At 71.4% G+C, this 18,711-nt stretch carries 16 protein-coding genes; 9 read left to right on the forward strand and 7 right to left on the reverse strand.

Annotated features, from left to right (window positions below; genetic code table 11):
- Nucleotides 1-385: 385 nt before the first annotated feature.
- Nucleotides 386-1,711, forward strand: coding sequence for an MATE family efflux transporter (locus tag BLU95_RS19670; RefSeq protein WP_093861191.1), 1,326 nt, complete (start codon nucleotides 386-388; stop codon nucleotides 1,709-1,711).
- 114 nt (nucleotides 1,712-1,825) lie between these two features.
- Here BLU95_RS19670 and rplI read toward each other — a convergent pair whose 3' ends face one another.
- The 4 genes from rplI to rpsF form a co-directional block, all read right to left on the reverse strand.
- Nucleotides 1,826-2,272, reverse strand: coding sequence for a 50S ribosomal protein L9 (rplI, locus tag BLU95_RS19675; protein WP_030392448.1), 447 nt, complete (start codon nucleotides 2,270-2,272; stop codon nucleotides 1,826-1,828).
- A 17-nt stretch (nucleotides 2,273-2,289) separates the two neighbouring features.
- Nucleotides 2,290-2,526, reverse strand: coding sequence for a 30S ribosomal protein S18 (rpsR, locus tag BLU95_RS19680; RefSeq protein ID WP_030304537.1), 237 nt, complete (start codon nucleotides 2,524-2,526; stop codon nucleotides 2,290-2,292).
- 77 nt (nucleotides 2,527-2,603) lie between these two features.
- The gene (locus tag BLU95_RS19685; protein WP_030392447.1) at nucleotides 2,604-3,218 is read right to left on the reverse strand and encodes a single-stranded DNA-binding protein; all 615 of its coding nucleotides are present in this window, start codon (nucleotides 3,216-3,218) and stop codon (nucleotides 2,604-2,606) included.
- Nucleotides 3,219-3,313: 95 nt separating this feature from the next.
- Complete coding sequence (gene rpsF / locus BLU95_RS19690; protein ID WP_030304539.1) at nucleotides 3,314-3,604, reverse strand: 30S ribosomal protein S6; 291 nt, start codon at nucleotides 3,602-3,604, stop codon at nucleotides 3,314-3,316.
- A 299-nt stretch (nucleotides 3,605-3,903) separates the two neighbouring features.
- Here rpsF and BLU95_RS19695 point away from each other — a divergent pair, with 299 nt between their 5' ends.
- The 3 genes from BLU95_RS19695 (at nucleotide 3,904) to BLU95_RS19705 (ending at nucleotide 6,661) form a co-directional block, all read left to right on the forward strand.
- A complete protein-coding gene (locus BLU95_RS19695; RefSeq protein ID WP_093861192.1) occupies nucleotides 3,904-4,203 on the forward strand; it encodes a hypothetical protein in 300 nt (99 codons plus the stop codon).
- 246 nt (nucleotides 4,204-4,449) lie between these two features.
- Entirely contained in the window at nucleotides 4,450-5,568 is a 1,119-nt protein-coding gene (locus tag BLU95_RS19700; protein ID WP_093861193.1) for a lipid II:glycine glycyltransferase FemX, read from the forward strand.
- 58 nt (nucleotides 5,569-5,626) lie between these two features.
- Nucleotides 5,627-6,661 (forward strand): alanine racemase, encoded by a 1,035-nt coding sequence (locus BLU95_RS19705; protein WP_093861194.1) that lies wholly within the window; start codon nucleotides 5,627-5,629, stop codon nucleotides 6,659-6,661.
- Between the two features lie 124 nt (nucleotides 6,662-6,785).
- Here the strand turns inward: BLU95_RS19705 and BLU95_RS19710 are convergent, their stop codons facing one another.
- Both BLU95_RS19710 and BLU95_RS45145 read right to left on the reverse strand, forming a co-directional pair.
- Nucleotides 6,786-8,324 (reverse strand): glycosyltransferase family 87 protein, encoded by a 1,539-nt coding sequence (locus BLU95_RS19710; protein ID WP_093861195.1) that lies wholly within the window; start codon nucleotides 8,322-8,324, stop codon nucleotides 6,786-6,788.
- A 201-nt stretch (nucleotides 8,325-8,525) separates the two neighbouring features.
- On the reverse strand, nucleotides 8,526-11,159 hold the full coding sequence (locus BLU95_RS45145; protein ID WP_159424948.1) for a transglycosylase domain-containing protein: 2,634 nt from the start codon (nucleotides 11,157-11,159) through the stop codon (nucleotides 8,526-8,528).
- A gap of 508 nt (nucleotides 11,160-11,667) precedes the next feature.
- Between BLU95_RS45145 and BLU95_RS19720 the strand changes: the two genes are divergently transcribed.
- The 5 genes from BLU95_RS19720 to BLU95_RS45150 all read left to right on the forward strand — a co-directional run bounded on the left by BLU95_RS19720 (nucleotide 11,668) and on the right by BLU95_RS45150 (nucleotide 16,925).
- Nucleotides 11,668-12,366, forward strand: a complete 699-nt coding sequence (locus BLU95_RS19720; protein WP_093861197.1) for a PadR family transcriptional regulator — start codon at nucleotides 11,668-11,670, stop codon at nucleotides 12,364-12,366.
- A gap of 128 nt (nucleotides 12,367-12,494) precedes the next feature.
- Nucleotides 12,495-13,577: an inositol-3-phosphate synthase gene (locus tag BLU95_RS19725; protein ID WP_093861198.1), complete on the forward strand. Its 1,083-nt coding sequence runs from the start codon at nucleotides 12,495-12,497 to the stop codon at nucleotides 13,575-13,577.
- Nucleotides 13,578-13,706: 129 nt separating this feature from the next.
- Entirely contained in the window at nucleotides 13,707-15,044 is a 1,338-nt protein-coding gene (locus BLU95_RS19730; protein ID WP_231978655.1) for an MFS transporter, read from the forward strand.
- Nucleotides 15,045-15,154: 110 nt separating this feature from the next.
- Nucleotides 15,155-15,817, forward strand: coding sequence for an LppU/SCO3897 family protein (locus tag BLU95_RS19735; protein WP_093861200.1), 663 nt, complete (start codon nucleotides 15,155-15,157; stop codon nucleotides 15,815-15,817).
- Between the two features lie 34 nt (nucleotides 15,818-15,851).
- Nucleotides 15,852-16,925 (forward strand): LppU/SCO3897 family protein, encoded by a 1,074-nt coding sequence (locus BLU95_RS45150; RefSeq protein ID WP_159424949.1) that lies wholly within the window; start codon nucleotides 15,852-15,854, stop codon nucleotides 16,923-16,925.
- 104 nt (nucleotides 16,926-17,029) lie between these two features.
- Here the strand turns inward: BLU95_RS45150 and BLU95_RS19745 are convergent, their stop codons facing one another.
- Nucleotides 17,030-18,451 (reverse strand): CCA tRNA nucleotidyltransferase, encoded by a 1,422-nt coding sequence (locus BLU95_RS19745; RefSeq protein ID WP_093864985.1) that lies wholly within the window; start codon nucleotides 18,449-18,451, stop codon nucleotides 17,030-17,032.
- Nucleotides 18,452-18,711: the final 260 nt, after the last annotated feature.

Below are 18,711 nucleotides of genomic sequence, written 5' to 3' on the forward strand. Positions count from 1 at the left end.
GCCACCGCATTTCTACGCCACCGCACCGACAAATCGGACGCCGGGGCGGGTGGGAGTGTCGGCCGGAGGCCCCACGCTAAGGCGCCGGGAGCCATTCGGCCAAGGCGGTTATCCACAGGGGGTGTGGACGAGTGCCCGATGGCTGTGGAGAAGTACCGCAAACCTGTGGACACCCCTGTGGAAAGCCCTGTGGATAACCAGACCATCGATCCACCGTCAACCCGCTGACCTGGGAGTCCCTCCTCCAGGGCCTGTGCATGAGAAATTCTTCACACACAGTCGGGTGGCGGTGGACACAGACCCGGACGGCCCGGTCGCCCAGGCGTACGAGTAAGTACTCCAATCCCCTGGCGACACTTACCTGTGGATGAGTAGCCTGGACCCCATGACCCTCACCGCCGACCGCCGCCGCCACGACCGGGAGATCCTCGCCCTCGCCGTCCCCGCCTTCGGCGCCCTGGTCGCCGAGCCGCTCTTCCTGATGGCCGACTCCGCCATCGTGGGCCACCTCGGCACGGCCCAGCTGGCCGGTGTCGGCGTCGCCTCGGCCGCCCTCGCCACCGCGACCGGGGTGTTCGTCTTCCTCGCCTACGCCACCACCGCCGCGGTCGCCCGCCGGATCGGCGCCGGGGACCGCCGGGCCGCGATCCAGCAGGGCATCGACGGCATCTGGCTGGCCCTGGTGCTCTCCGCCGCCGTGGTCGCGCTGACCCTGCTGCTCGCCCCCTGGACGGCCGACGTCCTCGGCGCCTCGGCGACCGCCGCCCCCTACGCGGTGACCTATCTGCGGATCAGCGCCCTCGGCATCCCGGCCGTCCTCATGGTGATGGCCGCCACCGGCGTGCTGCGCGGCCTCCAGGACACCCGGACCCCGCTGTACGTGGCCGTCGCCGGGTTCGCCGCCAACCTCGGGCTGAACGCCGGTCTGGTCTACGGCGCCGGGCTGGGGGTGGCCGGCTCGGCCTGGGGCACGGTGATCGCCCAGACCGGTATGGCCGCCGTCTACGTGTTCGTGGTGGTGCGCGGTGCCCGCCGGGAACGGGCCTCGCTCCGGCCGGACGCCGCCGGGATACGCGCGAGCGCCCGGGCCGGCGGACCGCTGATGGTCCGCACCCTGAGCCTGCGCGCGATCCTGATGATCGCCACCGCGGTGGCCGCCGGGCTCGGCGACAAGGAGATCGCCGCACACCAGATCGCCATGACGGTGCTGCTGTTCATCGCCTTCGCGCTGGACTCCGTCGCGATCGCCGGCCAGGCGATCATCGGCCGCTACCTGGGCGCCTCGGACGTTCCCGGCACCCGGGCGGCCACCCGGCGGATGATCGAGTGGGGCGTCGGCGCCGGGACGGTGCTGGGCCTGCTGATCGTGGTCGCCCGGCCGCTCTACGTCCCGCTGTTCACCCCGGACCCGGCGGTGCAGCAGGAGCTGGACACCGTCCTGCTGCTGCTCGCGCTCTGCCAGCCGGTCTCCGGGCTGGTCTACGTCCTGGACGGGGTGCTGATGGGCGCGGGGGACGGCACGTTCCTGGCCTGGGCGATGCTCGCCACGCTCGTCGTGTTCGCCCCGGCCGCGCTCGCGGTGCCGGCCAGTGGCACCGGGCTGGCCGGGCTCTGGTGGGCGCTGAACCTCTACATGCTGGTCCGCGCGGGCTTCCTGGTCCTACGGGCCCGGGGCGGCAAGTGGCTGGTCACCGGCGCCGTCCGGAGCTGAGCCCCGACGCGCTGCGGGGGGGCGCACCGGGTCGGGAGCCCGGGAACGACCGAGGGCCGGCCTCCCCCGAGGGGGAGACCGGCCCTGCGGCCACTGCTACCGCGTTGTCGCTGATCAGGCGGCGACGACGGCGATGTCCAGGTTGGCCTGGACGTCCGAGTGCAGCTTGACCGAGACCTTGTGGGTGCCCACGGTCTTGATCGGCGAGGCGATCGCGACGGCGCGCTTGTCGACCGCCGGGCCGCCGGCGGCCTTGATGGCCTCGACGACGTCGGCCTGGGTCACCGAGCCGAACAGACGGCCGGCGTCGCCCGAGCGGACGGCCAGCTTGACCTGGACGCCCTCGAGCTTGCCCTTGACCTCGTTGGCGGCCTCGAGGGTCTGGATCTGGTGGATCTTGCGGGCGCGACGGATGGCGTCGACGTCCTTCTGGCCACCCTTGGTCCAGCGGATGGCGTAGCCACGCGGGACCAGGTAGTTGCGGGCGTAGCCGTCCTTGACCTCGACGACCTCGCCGGCGGAGCCGAGACCCGGCACCTCGTGAGTGAGGATGATCTTCATTGTTCGGTCACCCTCTCTTAGCGCGCGGTGCTGGTGTAGGGCAGCAGCGCCATCTCACGGCTGTTCTTCACGGCCGTGGCGACGTCACGCTGGTGCTGGGTGCAGTTGCCGGTGACCCGGCGGGCACGGATCTTGCCACGGTCGGAGATGAACTTCCGCAGCAGGTTCGTGTCCTTGTAGTCAACGTAGTTGACCTTGTCCTTGCAGAAGACGCAAACCTTCTTCTTCGGCTTGCGAGCAGGCGGCTTCGCCATTGTGTGCTCCATTGGGTTCACGACCGGGCCGGCGTCTCACGACGCCGGACCCCTGGCCGCACGAAATCTGTCAGCTCTTAGAACGGGGGCTCTTCCGAGAAGCCGCCACCGGACGGGGCGCCCCAGCTGCCGCCACCCTGGTTTCCACCGGAGGGAGCGCTGGACGCCCACGGGTCGTCGGAGGGGCCGGACTGGCCACCGGAGTTTCCACCCCAGCCGCCGCCCTGCTGGCCGCCACCGCCGCCCCAGTTGCCGCCGCCCTGGCCGCCGCCCTGAGGGCCGCCGCCGAAGCCGCCGCCACCGGGGGCGCCGCCGGGACCACCGGACCGGTTGGCCCGGGTGACCTTCGCGGTCGCCGAGCGCAGGCTCGGACCGACCTCGTCGACCTCGACCTCGAAGACCGTCCGCTTCTCGCCTTCCTTGGTCTCGTAAGACCGCTGGCGCAGTCGGCCCTGCACGATGACGCGCATGCCGCGCTGCAGCGACTCGGCCACGTTCTCCGCCGGCTGCCGCCAGACGTTGCACGTGAGGAAGAGGCTCTCGCCGTCCTTCCACTCGTTCGTCTGGCGGTCGAAGGTGCGGGGGGTGGACGCGATGCGGAACTTCGCGACCGCCGCACCCGACGGGGTGAAGCGCAGCTCGGGGTCGTCGACGAGATTGCCGACGAGGGTGATGACGGTCTCGCCTGCCATGTGGTGATGACCTCTCGGGAAGATGTCCGTTCACCGCTGTTTCACGTGAAACAGCGGACGCGAGCTACCCGAGACCCGAAGGCCTCAGAGGTGGCTCAGTGGGTGTCCGGGCGCAGGACCTTGGTCCGCAGAACCGACTCGCTCAGGCCCATCTGGCGGTCGAGCTCCTTGACGACCTCAGGCGTGGCCTGGAGGTCGATGACCGAGTAGATGCCCTCGGACTGCTTGTTGATCTCGTAGGCCAGACGGCGGCGACCCCAGGTGTCGACCTTCTCGACCTTGCCGCCCGCGTTGCGGACGACAGCCAGGAAGCTCTCGATCAGGGGGGAAACGGCGCGCTCCTCGACCGAGGGGTCGAGGATGACCATCACCTCGTAGTGACGCATGAGTAACCCACCTCCTTTGGACTCAACGGCCACGGTCTCTCCGTGGCAGGAGGGTTGTGCAGCGTCGACACCGGTGCAGTGCCGACTTCGGCCACCGTAGCGGCCGGGTCGGACAGCCCGTCCCCGTTCACCCGAAAGAGGGCAGCGGAGGGCACAACTACACCAGTGCAGACGACCCACCCTACCCGCACCCGGACGGACGAACAAAACGCATAGGGGTTGTGAGACCGACCCAACCGCCGCAATCTGGACGGAACGGGTTTCCTGCTCGTTCGTCTCCACGCCAGGAGGTGGGACACATGGCCCAGACCGTCCACCGCATGCCCGCCCTCACCCTGAACACCGACGGCCACCCGCACCCGCGCGAGAACACCCTGGTCGGCGTCACCGCCGTCCTGGGCGTGATCGCCTTCACCACCTCGTTCTTCCACAACCTGCATCTGCTGACCTCGTGGACCGGCCTGTTCGGGATCATCACCGGCCTGCTCGGGATGTACATCTCGGTGACCACGGCCGAGCGCTTCGTCCTGATGGTCACGCTCGGCGCCTCGGCGATCGGCTTCTACCTCGGCATCGCCCGCGGCGGGCTGTGGGGCTAGCTCCCACAGCGCGCGAGGAACCCCCGGCGCCCCCGCGGCGTATCTGTCTTCGACGGACCGGTACGCCGCGGGGGCGTCGCCGTGCCCGCGACGGACGACCCGCGACAGCCGGGCTCCACCGCGGGCGGGACCCGCGGCCGACGGAACCCGCGGCCGACCGGACCCGCGGCCGACCGGACCCCGGACGATAGGGTCAGCCCGAGAACACGGGGCCCACCGCAGCCCGACCGACGAGGAGCACCGAGCATGAGCCTGCGCCTGAGGACGATCACCCGCGAGGAGCACCTCGCCTTCATCAGGAGCCGCGCCTCGGCCAGCCACATGCAGGTTCCGTCCTGGGGCGACGTGAAGGCCGAGTGGCGCACCGAGTCGATCGGCTGGTTCGACCAGAACAACCAGCTCGTCGGCGCCGGCCTGGTGCTCTACCGCCAGCTCCCCAAGGTCAAGCGCTACCTCGCCTACCTGCCCGAGGGCCCGGTGATCGACTGGTTCGACCGTGACCTCGACCGCTGGCTGCAGCCGATGCTCGCCCACCTGAAGTCCCAGGGCGCCTTCTCGGTGAAGATGGGCCCGCCGGTGGTCATCCGCCGCTGGAACGCCCCGACCATCAAGGAGGCCATCGCCGGCAAGGAGGCGAAGCGCCTGCGCGACATCGAGGCCGACTGGTACGAGCCGCGCGCCTTCGAGGTCGCCGACCGGCTGCGCAAGGCCGGCTGGCTCCAGGGCGAGGACGGCGGCGCCGGCTTCGGCGACGTCCAGCCCCGCTACGTCTTCCAGGTGCCGCTGGCCAACCGCTCGCTGGACGACATCCAGAAGGGCTTCAACCAGCTCTGGCGCCGCAACATCAAGAAGGCCGAGAAGAGCGGCGTCGAGGTGGTCCAGGGCGGCTACGACGAGCTGCCGATCTTCCACCAGCTCTACCTGGTGACCGCCGAGCGCGACAGGTTCACCCCGCGCCCGCTGTCGTACTTCCAGCGCATGTGGAACGCCCTCACCGCCGAGGACCCGAACCGGATGCGCCTGTACATCGCCTACCACGAGGGCGAGCCGCTGGCGGCGACCACGATGCTGGTCGTCGGCGAGCACGTCTGGTACTCCTACGGCGCCTCGGCCAACCACAAGCGCGAGGTCAAGCCGTCCAACGCGATCCAGTGGCGGATGATGCGCGACTCCTACGCGCTGGGCGGCGGTGTGTACGACCTCCGCGGCATCTCCGACACCCTGGACGAGAACGACCACCTGTTCGGCCTGATCCAGTTCAAGGTCGGCACCGGCGGCCAGGCCGCCGAGTACCTCGGCGAGTGGGACTTCCCGCTCAACAAGCTGCTGCACAAGGCCCTCGACCTCTACATGTCGCGCCGCTGAGCAGCACCCCGCCGAGCCCCCGAGCCGCCGTGCCCAACACCCCCTGGGAGATGACCCGATGACGCTGTCGCTCTATCTCGACACCGAACGCTGGCGTACCCACCAGCGCTCCGTCCTGGCCGAGTTCCCCGGCCTGGTGCCGGTGGCGAAGGGCAACGGCTACGGACTGGGCAACCACCGCCTGGCCGAGGAGGCGACCCTCCTCGGCACCGGCGTACTGGCCGTCGGCACCGCCTACGAGGCCGCCGACGCGGCCGACTGGTACGGCGGCGAGCTGCTGGTCCTCACCCCCTACCGGGTGGGCGAGGAGGCGCTCCCGCTGCCGCACGCCCGGGTGATCCGGACGGTGGCGAGCGTGGAGGGCCTGCGGGCGCTGCACGGCGCCCGGGTCGTGCTGGAGTGCATGACCACCATGCGCCGGCACGGCGTCTCGGCCGCCGACCTCCCGGCGGTCGCCGCCGAGCTGGAGGGCGTCGCCTTCGAGGGCCTGGCGCTGCACCTGCCGATGGACCGGCCGGACGGCTCCAGCCCCGTCGAGGAGGTCGCGTACTGGGTGGAGACCGCCCGGGCCGCCGGCCTCCCGGTGCACACCGTCTTCGTCAGCCACCTCGGCGCGGCGGGCATGGAGCAGCTGACCCAGCGCTTCCCCGGCACCGTCTTCCGGGCCCGGATCGGCACCCGGCTCTGGCTGGGCGACCACGGCGCGCTGGAGGTCAGGGCCACCGTGCTGGACGTGACCCCGGTCAAGAAGGGCGACCGCTACGGCTACCGCCAGCACCCGGCGCCGGCCGACGGCCACCTGCTGGTGGTCGCCGGCGGCACCGCGCACGGCATCGGGCTGGAGGCGCCCAAGTACGTCCAGGGCATGTCCTCGCGGGCCAAGGGCATCGCCCGGGCCGGTCTGGCCACCGTCAACAAGACCAAGTCGCCGTACCACTGGGCGGGCAAGCAGCTCTGGTTCGCCGAGCCGCCGCACATGCAGGTGTCGCTGCTGCTCCTGGACGGCGAGAGCGAGCCGCCGGCGATCGGCGACGAGCTGGGCCTCCAGGTCCGGCACACCACCACGCACTTCGACCGCGTGGTCGACCGCTGAGAAGCGCTGAGACGCGCTGAGACGCGCTGAGAACCGCAGGTCGACCACGGATCGGCCGCGTGGCCGACCGCCGACCGACCGCTGATCGACCGCCGAGGACCGGCCCCCGCGGGGGCCGGTCCGGTCAGACCTTCTCGGCCGGTTCCGCGGCGGGCGGCTCCTCCAGCCACGCCTCGGGGCCGGCCGGCGCGTACCCGGCGTAGCTCTCCTCCTCGCGCAGCCGGCGGGCACTGCCGAGCACGAACACGTCCGGGGCCCCGTCGAGCACCCCGCCGGACGGGTCGTCGCTGCCGTCCCAGCGGACCGGGTCGCGGTCCGGCAGCAGGATGTCCCGGACCACCAGGCCCACCAGGTAGAGCGTGCCCAGCAGGTGCAGCACGATCGCGAAGTGGTACCAGGACTCGCCGATCCCGTGCTGCTTGGCACCGGTGACGAAGCCCAGGTGGGACCAGATGCCCAGGGTGTAGAGCACCTCGCAGGCCTGCCAGATCAGGATGTCCCGCCAGCGCGGCCGGGCCAGCACCGCCAGCGGCAGCAGCCAGAGCACGTACTGCGGCGAGTACACCTTGTTGAGGAGCACGAACGCGGCCACCACCAGGAAGGCCAGCTGGACCACCCTCGGCCGGCGGGGCGCCGCGAGCCCGAGCCACGCTATCCCCGCGCAGCTCAGCAGCATCAGGACGGCGATGAAGGTGTCGAGGTTGGCCAGTCCGACGCCGCGGTTCTGCATCAGGATCAGCCAGAGCGAGCCGTAGTCCTCGGTGCGGTGCTTGCTGAAGACGTAGAAGGTCGACCAGCCCTGCCAGTTCGCCATCATGATCGGCAGATTGACCAGCAGCCAGGCGCCGACCGCGCCGCCGAGCAGGGCCCGCAGGTCGCGGCCGCGCCCGGCCCGCCAGCAGAGCACCACCAGGGGGCCGAGCAGCAGCAGCGGGTAGAGCTTGGCCGCGGTGGCGAGCCCGATGAACACGCCGGCCCAGAGCGGTCGCGAGCCGGACCACCAGGCGAGCGCGACGGCGGCCAGCGCCACGGCCAGCAGGTCCCAGTTCACGGTGGCGTTGAGCAGCAGCACCGGCGCCAGGGCGAACATCAGCGCGTCCCAGGGGCGGCGCCGGTGGGTGCGGGAGAGCGCGACCACGGCGACCACCGCGCAGGCCATCAGCAGGCCGGCGTTGATGGTCCAGAACCAGCGCTCCTGGTCCTGGAGGGCGCCGCCGCCGGGCGTCAGCCAGGCCGCGACCTGCATGAACAGGCCGGTCAGCACCGGGTACTCGAGGAACTGCAGGTCCCCGGAGGTGCCCGGGATGCGGTCCACGTAGGGGTGCAGTCCGGCCGCGAATCCGCGCCCGGAGAACAGGTGCGGGATGTCGCTGTAGCAGGCGTGCACGTACTGCGGCGAGCCGGGCTGGAACCAGGCGGCGTTGTAGCAGGGCAGCTTCTGCGCCATGCCCAGCACCGAGACCACGATCACCACCAGCGCCAGGAAGCGGGCCGGGATCCACCAGGAGACGCCGAGCAGGGCGCGCCGCCCGGGCGGGCCGCCGATCACCTCACTGCCGGCGGCCGCGACCGGGTCCTCGTCCGCCGGCACCACCACGGTGTTGGCCTGTGGACCGGGCGCCGGCGCGACCCGGTCCTCTTCCGCACGAGTGCTGGACGTCATGGCGGACATCCTGCCGCACCCCGCCCGCCCGTACGAGGAGGCCCCTGCCCCTTTTCCCAGGGCCGCGACGGCCGGGGCGGCCCCGGAACGGCCCCGGGACGGCGGCTCGGGGCCCGGCTACCGGCACGAATCGCTCCGAATACGGCGAAACGGCGGTGGGAGGCTCCGAGGAGCTCCCACCGCCGTCACGGTCACCCGGTACTACGGCGCCACCGCGCTGCCGCCGCCCGGCGAGGGCGAGGTGGACGGCTTGGGCGGCTTGCTGGTCGCGCCGCCGGTCGCACCGCCCGCCCCGCCGCCCGGGTCCGGGGTCGGGGTCGTCGGCTGGGTCGGCGTGGTGCAGCCGATCGGACCGAGCAGGCAGCTCGGCGAGGGCGTGGTGCCGCCGCCGCCGTTGGCACCGCCACCGTTGGCACCGCCACCGGTGGTCCCGCCGCCGTTGGCACCGCCGCCGTTGGCACCACCACCGTTCGTGCCGCCGCCGTTGGCACCACCACCGTTCGTCCCGCCGCCCGGGTTCGGGTTGGTCTTGGTCGGACCGGGCTGAGTGGGCACCGTGCCCGGGCAGTCGACGCCCGGGACGCAGGCCGGCCCCTGGGTGACCGGCGGCTGGGTCGGCTGCCCTGCGTTCGGGTCGACCGGGGGAGCGGTCACGGTCTCGGTGGTGGTCGGGGTCGGCGCGGCGCTCGCCGTGCTCGGCGCGCCCGAGGAGTCGACCTGCGAGCCGACCGGCTGCGGGGTCGGGAAGTTCAGCTTCTTCTCGTTGGCCAGCGCGACCTTCATGTACCGGGTGAAGACGTCCGCGGGGACGTCACCACCGTGCACCGAGTCCTTGCCGCCGGTGCCGTTCAGCGAGAGCCGCTCGTGCACGGTCGGGTCCTCGCGCCACATCGCCACGCTGGTGGCCAGCTGCGGGGTGTAGCCGACCCACCAGGCCGACTTGTTCTCGTCGGTGGTACCGGTCTTGCCGGCCACCGGACGGCCGAGGGCGTTGGTCTTGGTACCGGTACCCTTCTGCGCCACGTTCACCAGCACGTCGGTGATGTTGTCGGCGACGGCCGGCTCCAGTGCCTGCTTGGTCTCGTGCTTGCCGAAGCCGGCCCGCTCCTTGCCGTCCACCAGGACCTTGGTGACCGAGTAGGGCTCGGCCTGCTTGCCGCTGGCGGCGAAGGTGGCGTAGGCGTCCGCCATCCGGATCGGGCTGATGGTGGAGACGCCGAGCGGGAAGGTCGCCGTCTTCGCCTCCTTCTCGATGCTCTCCTTGCGGATGCCCAGCGCCTCGGCGGTCTGCATCACGGCCGCGCCGCCGACGTCCTGGTTCAGCTGCACGAACGGCACGTTGTAGGAGTACTGCATGGCCATCCGCAGCGAGACGTAGCCGCGCTTGCCCTTCTCCTCGTTCTTCTGCCGGTACGGCTTGCCGTCGTCACCGAGCAGCAGCGAGCCGTCCGGCTTGCGGATCTCCGAGAGGTCGTCGGACAGGTAGCGGCTGTCGGCGTTGATCCGCTTGGGCTTGCCCTTGTCGTCGGTCGCGGTCAGCACGCCGGTCTGCATGGCGGTGGCCAGGACGAAGGGCTTGAAGGTCGAGCCGACCTGGACGCCCTGGGCGTCGGCGTTGTTGCCGAAGTTCCCGTTCTCGACCCCCTCGCCGCCGTAGATGGCGACGATCGCGCCGTCACCGGGGACGATGCTGGAGGCGCCGAACTGGACGAAGTTGTCGTTGTTCGGGCGCTTCTGGACGTTGAGGGTCTCCGCCTTGACGTCGTCCACGGCCTTCTTCAGGGCGTCGACCTTCTCCTTCTGGAAGGTCGTGTAGATCTTGAAGCCGCCCTTGTCGATCGCCCGCTGGTCGATCGTCGGGTCCTTGGCCATGACGAACTTGTTGGCGGTCTCGACCATGTAGCTGATCTGACCGTTCATATTCGCCGACGGGACCTGCTTGATCGGGGTGGGGAAGGCGGTGCACTTCGCCCGCTCCTCGGCGGTGGTGTTCTTGGTCTCCACCATCCGGTCGAGGATCCACTTCCAGCGTTCCTCGGCGCGGGCCTGGTTGGCCTTGATGGTCGGGTCGTAGTACGACGCGCCCTTGAGCAGGCCGGCCAGCATGGCGCTCTGGCACAGGTCGAGGTCCTTGGCGTTGACGCCGTAGTACGCCTGGGCGGCGGCCTGGGCGCCGGTGGCGCCGCGGCCGAACCAGCTGGTGTTGAGGTAGCCCTTGAGGATGTCGGGCTTCTCGTACTCCTGGTTGACCTTCAGGGTGATGAAGAACTCCTTCATCTTGCGGCTGAGGGTCTGCTCCTGGGTCAGGTAGGCGTTCTTGACGTACTGCTGGGTGATGGTCGAGGCGCCCTGGGTCTGGCCGCCCTTGGCCATGTTGACCACCGCGCGCAGCATGCCCTTGGGGTCGATGCCGCTGTCCGTGCGGAAGGTCTCGTTCTCCGCCGCGATGACCGCGTTCTGGAGGTTGGGCGAGATGTCGGCCAGCTCGACGATCTGCCGGTTGGTCTCGCCCTTGCGGACCATCTCGGTGCCGTCGGCCCAGAAGTAGATGTTGTTCTGATCGTTCACCAGGGCGTTCAGCGGCGGGATCTTCGTGCTCTGGTAGACGTAGAAGACCGCCCCCACGCAGACCGCGGCGAAGAGCAGCACGGCGCTCAGCCACTGCCGCCAGGAGGGCAGCCAGCGGCGGACGCCCTGCTTGCCGAAGCGCGGGTAATCGATGAACCGCTTCTTGCCGGGGGCGCCGCCCCGGCCGGCGGCCGCGGCACCGGCGGCCGTCTCGGCACCGCGCCGGCCGCCCTTCTGGGCCGCCTTCCGCATTTCGGCACGGGTCATCCGGGGCTGCTGGGCGGTGTCCCGCGCTCCCGGCGGGCGCCGTCGGCCCAGACCCTCCGAGCCAAGCTCGTCGCGCCCGGCTCCTTCCGACCGCCCGTTGCCGTCGCCCGGCGGGCGACCGTCGCCGCCGGGCGACCTGCGCCGTCGTTCGCTCATTTTCCAGCTACTCCTCGCCAGGCCGGTCGAGCCTGAAGGCAGGGTCCACGTCCGATGCCCGTAACCGCCCTAACCCCGGAGGTGGTCCTCGTGCACACGCGACAGCGTACGCAGCTCCGAATCCGAACTAATCGGGCATCAATCGCCAATAACCGCAAAACGGCAACAGATCATTACATGCCCGTTGCCAACCGCACCCGCGCGTCGTCTTGTGATCACATTCACGCGCGTCCCCCTTGCCCGTTCGCGGACCCAGGCTTACTGTTCTCGATATATCGAGCCGATACATCGGAACGGCATAACGCCGGTCGAGGCGGATCGCGGACCGACCGGAGAGGGGAGGACGAAGGCAGTGGGCAGACGCTCAGGAGTGCTGGAGTTCGCCGTTCTCGGACTGCTCCACGACGCCCCGATGCACGGCTACGAGCTGCGCAAGAGGCTCAACGTCCTGCTCGGCTCGTTCCGCGCCTTCTCGTACGGGACGCTCTACCCCTGTCTGAAGAGCCTGGTGGCCCAGGGTTTCCTGGTCGAGGACAACCCGGACGTCGAGTACGTGCCGGCCACCGCGCTCAACGGCAAGCGGTCCAAGATCGTCTACCGGCTGTCCGCCGAGGGCAAGCAGCGTTTCGAGGAGCTGCTCGCCGACGCCGGTCCGGACGCCTGGGAGGACGAGCACTTCGGAGTGCACTTCGCCTTCTTCGGTCAGACCGACCGGGCCGTGCGGATGCGCGTCCTGGAGGGCCGCCGCAGCCGGCTCGAGGAGCGCCTGGAGCGGATGCGCAACTCGCTGGCCCGGGCCCGCGAGCGGTTCGACGACTACACGGTCGAACTGCAGCGGCACGGACTGGAGTCGGTGGAGCGCGAGGTCCGCTGGCTGAACGAGCTGATCGAGACCGAGCGGGCCAACCGCTCCGGCCGGGCCGGGGCGCCCGGCGGCGGGACCGGCTCCGCAGTACCCCAGACTTCGGACGGCCGAGGCCAGGAGGACGGGTCCGTCGACCCGCCCGGGCCACCGCACGACCGCCCGGGGCGTTCCGCCCAGGAGCGCTGAGACCGCGTCAGCCCTGTGCCGCGCGGCAGGAGTGGGCGCGTCATGCGCCCGTTTGCAGTCATCGAAGAAGCAGGACGAGCACCGCCGACCCTCGGCGGCGCTCATGAGATCACAGGGAGCAACCGGGAATGGGTTCGGTTCGCGTAGCCATCGTGGGTGTGGGCAACTGCGCCACGTCGCTGGTGCAGGGTGTCGAGTACTACAAGGACGCCGACCCGGCCGGCAAGGTCCCCGGGCTGATGCACGTCCAGTTCGGTGACTACCACGTCAGTGACGTGCAGTTCGTCGCCGCCTTCGACGTCGACGCCAAGAAGGTCGGCCAGGACCTCGCGCACGCCATCACGGCGTCCGAGAACAACACCATCAAGATCTGCGACGTGCCCCCGACCGGGATCACCGTCCAGCGCGGCCACACCCTCGACGGCCTGGGCAAGTACTACCGGGAGACCATCGAGGAGTCGGACGAGACCCCGGTCGACGTCGTCCAGGCCCTGAAGGACGCCCAGGTCGACGTCCTGGTCTGCTACCTGCCGGTGGGCTCCGAGGCCGCCGCCAAGTTCTACGCCCAGTGCGCCATCGACGCCAAGGTCGCCTTCGTGAACGCCCTCCCGGTGTTCATCGCCGGCACCAAGGAGTGGGCGGACAAGTTCACCGAGGCCGGTGTGCCGATCGTCGGTGACGACATCAAGTCCCAGGTCGGCGCCACCATCACGCACCGCGTGATGGCCAAGCTGTTCGAGGACCGCGGTGTCGTCCTCGAGCGCACCATGCAGCTGAACGTCGGCGGCAACATGGACTTCAAGAACATGCTCGAGCGCGAGCGCCTGGAGTCCAAGAAGATCTCCAAGACCCAGGCCGTCACCTCGCAGATCCGCGACCGCGAGCTGGGCGCCAACAACGTCCACATCGGTCCCTCGGACTACGTGGCCTGGCTGGACGACCGCAAGTGGGCGTACGTCCGCCTCGAGGGCCGCGCGTTCGGCGACGTCCCGCTGAACCTGGAGTACAAGCTCGAGGTCTGGGACTCCCCGAACTCCGCCGGTGTCATCATCGACGCCGTGCGCGCCGCGAAGATCGCCAAGGACCGCGGCATCGGTGGCCCGATCCTCTCGGCCTCCTCGTACTTCATGAAGTCCCCGCCGGTCCAGTACTTCGACGACGAGGCCCGCGAGAACGTCGAGAAGTTCATCAAGGGCGAGGTCGAGCGCTGAGCTCGCCCCACCCCGTGCTGAGTCCCTGAGCACCGAACGGGTCCGCGGTCCACGACCGCGGACCCGTTCACCTTTTCCCGGCGAATGTTTCACGTGAAACGCCGCCCGGATCCATGGCACCCTGAGCGGGTGGCGATCACCGAGAACGGCAGTACCCACCGTGCCGCGCACCGCGCCACGCTCTTCGGCCTGCTCCGCGGCCGCGACTTCCGCCGGCTGCTGACCGCCCGGGTGCTGTCGCAGCTCTCCGACGGCGTGTTCCAGGTCTCGCTCGCCGCCTACGTCGTCTTCTCCCCCGAGAAGCAGTCCTCGCCCGCCGACATCGCCTCGGTGCTCGCCGTGATGCTGCTGCCGTTCTCGGTGATCGGCCCCTTCGCCGGCGTCCTGCTGGACCGCTGGCGCCGCCGGCAGGTGCTCTACCTGGGCAACCTGGCCCGCTTCGGGCTCGGCCTGCTCACCGGCGGGCTGCTCCTGGCCCAGGCGCCGACCTCGCTCTTCTTCGCCTCCGCGCTGCTGGTCACCGCGCTCAACCGGTTCATCCTGGCCGGACTCTCCGCCGCGCTGCCCCGGGTGGTGCGGGCCGAACAGCTGGTGACCGCCAACGCGCTCTCCCCCACCCTGGGCACCGTCGCGGCGGCCTGCGGCGGCGGCCTCGGCTTCCTGCTGCACCAGGTGATGCCGCCGGGTCCCCGGGCCGACGCCGCCCTGGTGAGCCTGGCCGCGCTGCTCTACCTGTCCGCCGCGCTGGCCGCGCTGCGGATGGACAAGGACCTGCTCGGCCCGGGCGTCCACCCCGGCCGGCCCGCGCTCGGCCAGGCCCTGGCCCAGGCCGCCCGCGAGCTGCGGGCCGCCGTCACCCACCTGGTGCGGGACCGCCGCCCGGCCGCGCACGCGCTGGCCGCCGTGACCGCCGCCCGGTTCTGCTACGGCGTGCTGATCGTCGTCGTGGTGATGCTCGCCCGCTACACCTTCAACGACCCGGCGGACAGCGCGGCCGGGCTGGCCACCCTGGGGCAGGCGGTCGGCCTCTCGGCCGCCGGGTTCTTCGTGGCGGCGGTGATCAGCCCCTGGTGCAGCCGCCGGCTCGGGCTGGCCGGCTGGATGACGCTCTGCCTGGCCGCCCCGGTGGTCTTCGTCCCCGCGCTCGGCCTCGGCTTCACCCTGGTGCCCTGCCTGATCGCGGCGTTCCTGCTCGGCGTGGTCACCCAGGGCACCAAGATCTGCGCCGACACCGTGGTGCAGGAGTCGGTGGAGGACGAGTTCCGGGGCCGGATCTTCGCCATCTACGACGTGCTCTTCAACGTCGCCTTCGTGGCCGCCGCACTGGTCACCGCACTGGTGCTGCCGCTCACCGGCCGCTCGGTCACGGTCGTGGTCGGCGTCTCCCTGGTGTACGCGGCCTCGGCCGCGCTCTACCTCCGCGCGGCCCGCCGCACCGGCCCGCTCCCCGGCGACCCGGCCCGCTGACCGCCGCCCGTCGGCCCGGGCGGCCCCTGCGCCCCGGGAGCGTCGTTCCGAGTCGCTAAGGTACGTCAGATCTGTCGCAGCGGCAGCACTCTGTCTCGGGGGACAATCTGATGAGCACACCACCCAGTCCGTACGGGCCGCCTCCTGGTTACGGCACCGCGCCGGCGCCGCAGCCCTACGGTCCCCCGGCACCGCCGCCGTACGGCCCGCCCCAGCCGGTCCCCGCGGGCTACGGCGCACCGCCGCCCCCGCCCGGCTACGGCTACCCCGCCGCGCCGCAGGCGGCCCAGCCGTACCCGCAGCCCGTCCACCCGCAGGGCCCCTACCCGCCCGCGCCGTACCCGCAGGGTCCGCAGGCGCCGGGGCCGTACGGGCAGACCTCGCCGCACGGCTACCCGCCCGCCCCGCCGCAGCCCGGACCGCCCGCCAAGGGCCGCGGCAAGGCCCGGCTGAAGGCGGCCGGCCTGGTCCTGGGTGTGATCGCCCTGATCGTCGGCTACTTCGTCACCGGCCCCAGCGTCAGCAGCGCCAAGGCCGGCGACTGCGTCAAGGCCTCCGGCTCGCGCGACGTCTCGGTGGTCAAGTGCACCGACGGCAAGGCGAACTACAAGGTGCTCGCCAAGTTCGAGTCCACCACCGACACCGCCAAGTGCCGCGAGGCCGCGGGCACCACCAGCACCGTCTCGGGCAAGAGCGGCCGTCGCTGGAACAAGAAGCGCTACGTGCTCTGCCTCGGCCCGCTCGCCGGCGTCCCGCCGGTCAAGAAGTCCTGACCGTCCGCCACCTGAACTTCCCCGGGGGATCCCCTTGTCCGTTCCGCCCCAGATGCCGTACGGCTCGCCGCCCCCAGCCGGCGGCGCCAACCCGTACGCCACCGGCAACCCGTACGCCGGGGCGCCGTCCCCGCAGCCGGCGGGCGCACCGCCGCCGGCCGGCTACGGCTACCCGGCCGCGCCGCCGCCGGCCGCACCCGGCTACGGCGCGCCCGCCCAGGCCCCGCCCGGGGGCTACGCCTACCCGCCGCAGGCCGGGGGCTACCCCGCACCGGCCGGCTACGCCCCGCACGGCGGTCCGGTGTGCCGGTTCTGCGGCGGCTTCCCCGCCGTCGAGACCACCGTCCGCGGCCACCAGGGCATCATCGTCGTCATGCGGTTCCTGAAGCAGCCGGGACCGTTCTGCCGCACCTGCGGCACCGCCGTGGTCCGCGACATGTCCGCCCGCACCCTGGTGCAGGGCTGGTGGAGCTACCTCTCCGGCATCTTCACCGTGGTCACCCTGCTGCGGAACCTCGCCGCCCACAACCGGATCAAGGACCTGCCGCCGCCGGCGCCCGGCACCCACGGGCCGCAGCTGGACCCGGGCGTGCCGCTCACCAAGCGGCCGCACATCTTCATGCTGCTGCTGCCGGTGCTCGGGATCGGCTCGTGGATCGTCCTGATCGCCACCGGCGCGCTCTTCGCCTCCACCAAGCACGACGACCCCTACCGCCCGCTGGTGATGCCCTCGGTGACCGTGCCGGCCTTCCCGTCGCCGACCTTCCCGTCCGTCCCGGCCGCGACGGTGCCGGCGGCGCCGGTGCCGGTGCCGACGATCACCCTGCCGACGCCGACCCCCACCAAGGTGGCCAGCGACATCGACAGCGCCAAGGCCGGCGACTGCCTGCGCAACGAGAACGGCACCACCGCCACCCACGACGCCAGCCCGCGGATCACCATGCTGCCCTGCGGCGACCCGAAGGCCCAGTACAAGGTGATCAAGAAGGTCTACGGGACCAGCGACAACGACAAGGCCTGCGAGAACGTCACCGGCGCCGAGAGCACCTACACCCGGGAGTCCGGCACGGAGGCGCTCAGCTACGTGCTCTGCCTGAAGAAGCTCTGAACCAGCGCCCGGGCCCGGACGCGGGCCCGCGCCGACCGGCCCGCGCACGGACGAGGGGCGGCCCCGGGAGAATCCCGGGGCCGCCCCTCGCGGCGGTCCGCGTCCTACTGCTGGGCGGCCCACCAGTCGCGCAGCGCGGCGACCGCCGCGTCGTGCTCCATCGGACCGTGCTCCAGCCGCAGCTCCAGCATGTGCTTGTAGGCCTTGCCGACCGCGGGGCCGGGCTTCAGGCCGAGCAGTTCCATGATCTGGTTGCCGTCCAGCGCGGGGCGGACGGCGTCCAGCTCCTCCTGCTGCCTCAGCTCCTCGATCCGGCTCTCCAGACCGTCGTAGGTGCGGGAGAGCGCGGCCGCCTTCTTCCGGTTCCGGGTGGTGCAGTCCGAGCGGGTCAGCTTGTGCAGCCGCTCCAGCAGCGGGCCGGCGTCGGTGACGTAGCGGCGCACCGCCGAGTCGGTCCACTCGCCGCCGCCGTAGCCGTGGAAGCGCAGGTGCAGCTCGACCAGCCGCGAGACGTCCTCGGTGAGCTCCTTGGAGTACTTCAGGTCGCGCATCCGCTTGCGGGTCATCTTGGCGCCCACCACCTCGTGGTGGTGGAAGGAGACCCGGCCGTCCTGCTCGAAGCGGCGGGTGCGGGGCTTGCCGATGTCGTGCAGCAGCGCGGCCAGCCGCAGGGTGAGGTCGGGACCGTCCTGCTCCAGGTCGACCGCCTGCTCCAGAACGGTCAGCGAGTGCTCGTAGACGTCCTTGTGGCGGTGGTGCTCGTCCCGCTCCAGGCGCAGCGCCGGCAGCTCGGGGAGGACGTGGTCGGCCAGGCCGGTGTCGACCAGCAGCCGCAGGCCCTTGACCGGGTGCGCGGCCAGCAGCAGCTTGTTCAGCTCGGCCTGCACCCGCTCGGCGGAGACGATGGTGATCCGGTCGGCCATCGCGGTCATCGCCGCGACCACCTCGGGGGCCGGCTCGAAGTCCAGCTGGGCGGCGAACCGGGCGGCCCGCATCATCCGCAGCGGATCGTCGGAGAAGGACTCCTCGGGCGTGGCCGGGGTGCGCAGCACCCGGGCCTCCAGGTCGTCCAGGCCGCGGTGCGGGTCGACGAAGCCCCGGCCGGGCAGGTCGACGGCCATCGCGTTGACCGTGAAGTCGCGGCGGACCAGGTCCTGCTCGATGGTGTCGCCGTAGCTCACCTCGGGCTTGCGGGAGGTGCGGTCGTACGCCTCGGAGCGGTAGGTGGTGATCTCGATCAGGAAGGACCCCTCCGGGGTGTCCTTGCGCGCGCCGACCGTGCCGAAGGCGATGCCGACGTCCCAGACCGCGTCGGCCCAGCCCTTGACCAGCTTCAGCACCTGCTGCGGACGCGCGTCGGTGGTGAAGTCGAGGTCGTTGCCGAGCCGGCCCAGCAGGGCGTCCCGGACCGAGCCGCCGACCAGCGCGAGCCGGTGACCGGACGCCTGGAAGCGGCGGGCGATCTCGTCGGCGACCGGGGAGACCCGCAGCAGTTCCTGCAGACCCAGGGTCTGCGCCTCGCTCAGGCCGGGGACGACCTGGACGGCGGAACTGGAATGATGGGTGCCGGTCGGGTGGGCGGTGGGCTCATTGGCAGTGGACACGGCTCACAAGGGTACGTGGCCCGGCGGCCCGGTCGCCCGCGTGTTTCCGGCGGCTCACTCCCCGGCCCGCAACACCGCACCCCTCACCACATCGTTACCATGCCGGTGGAACGAGTCCGGATGCACCGAGCACGGGCCACGGTGCCGTGCGCCGCCACGGCCGCCGGGGCACCGGACCGCCA

Origin of the sequence: Streptomyces sp. TLI_053 (genome assembly GCF_900105395.1) — a bacterium.
Classification (GTDB): Bacteria; Actinomycetota; Actinomycetes; order Streptomycetales; family Streptomycetaceae; genus Kitasatospora.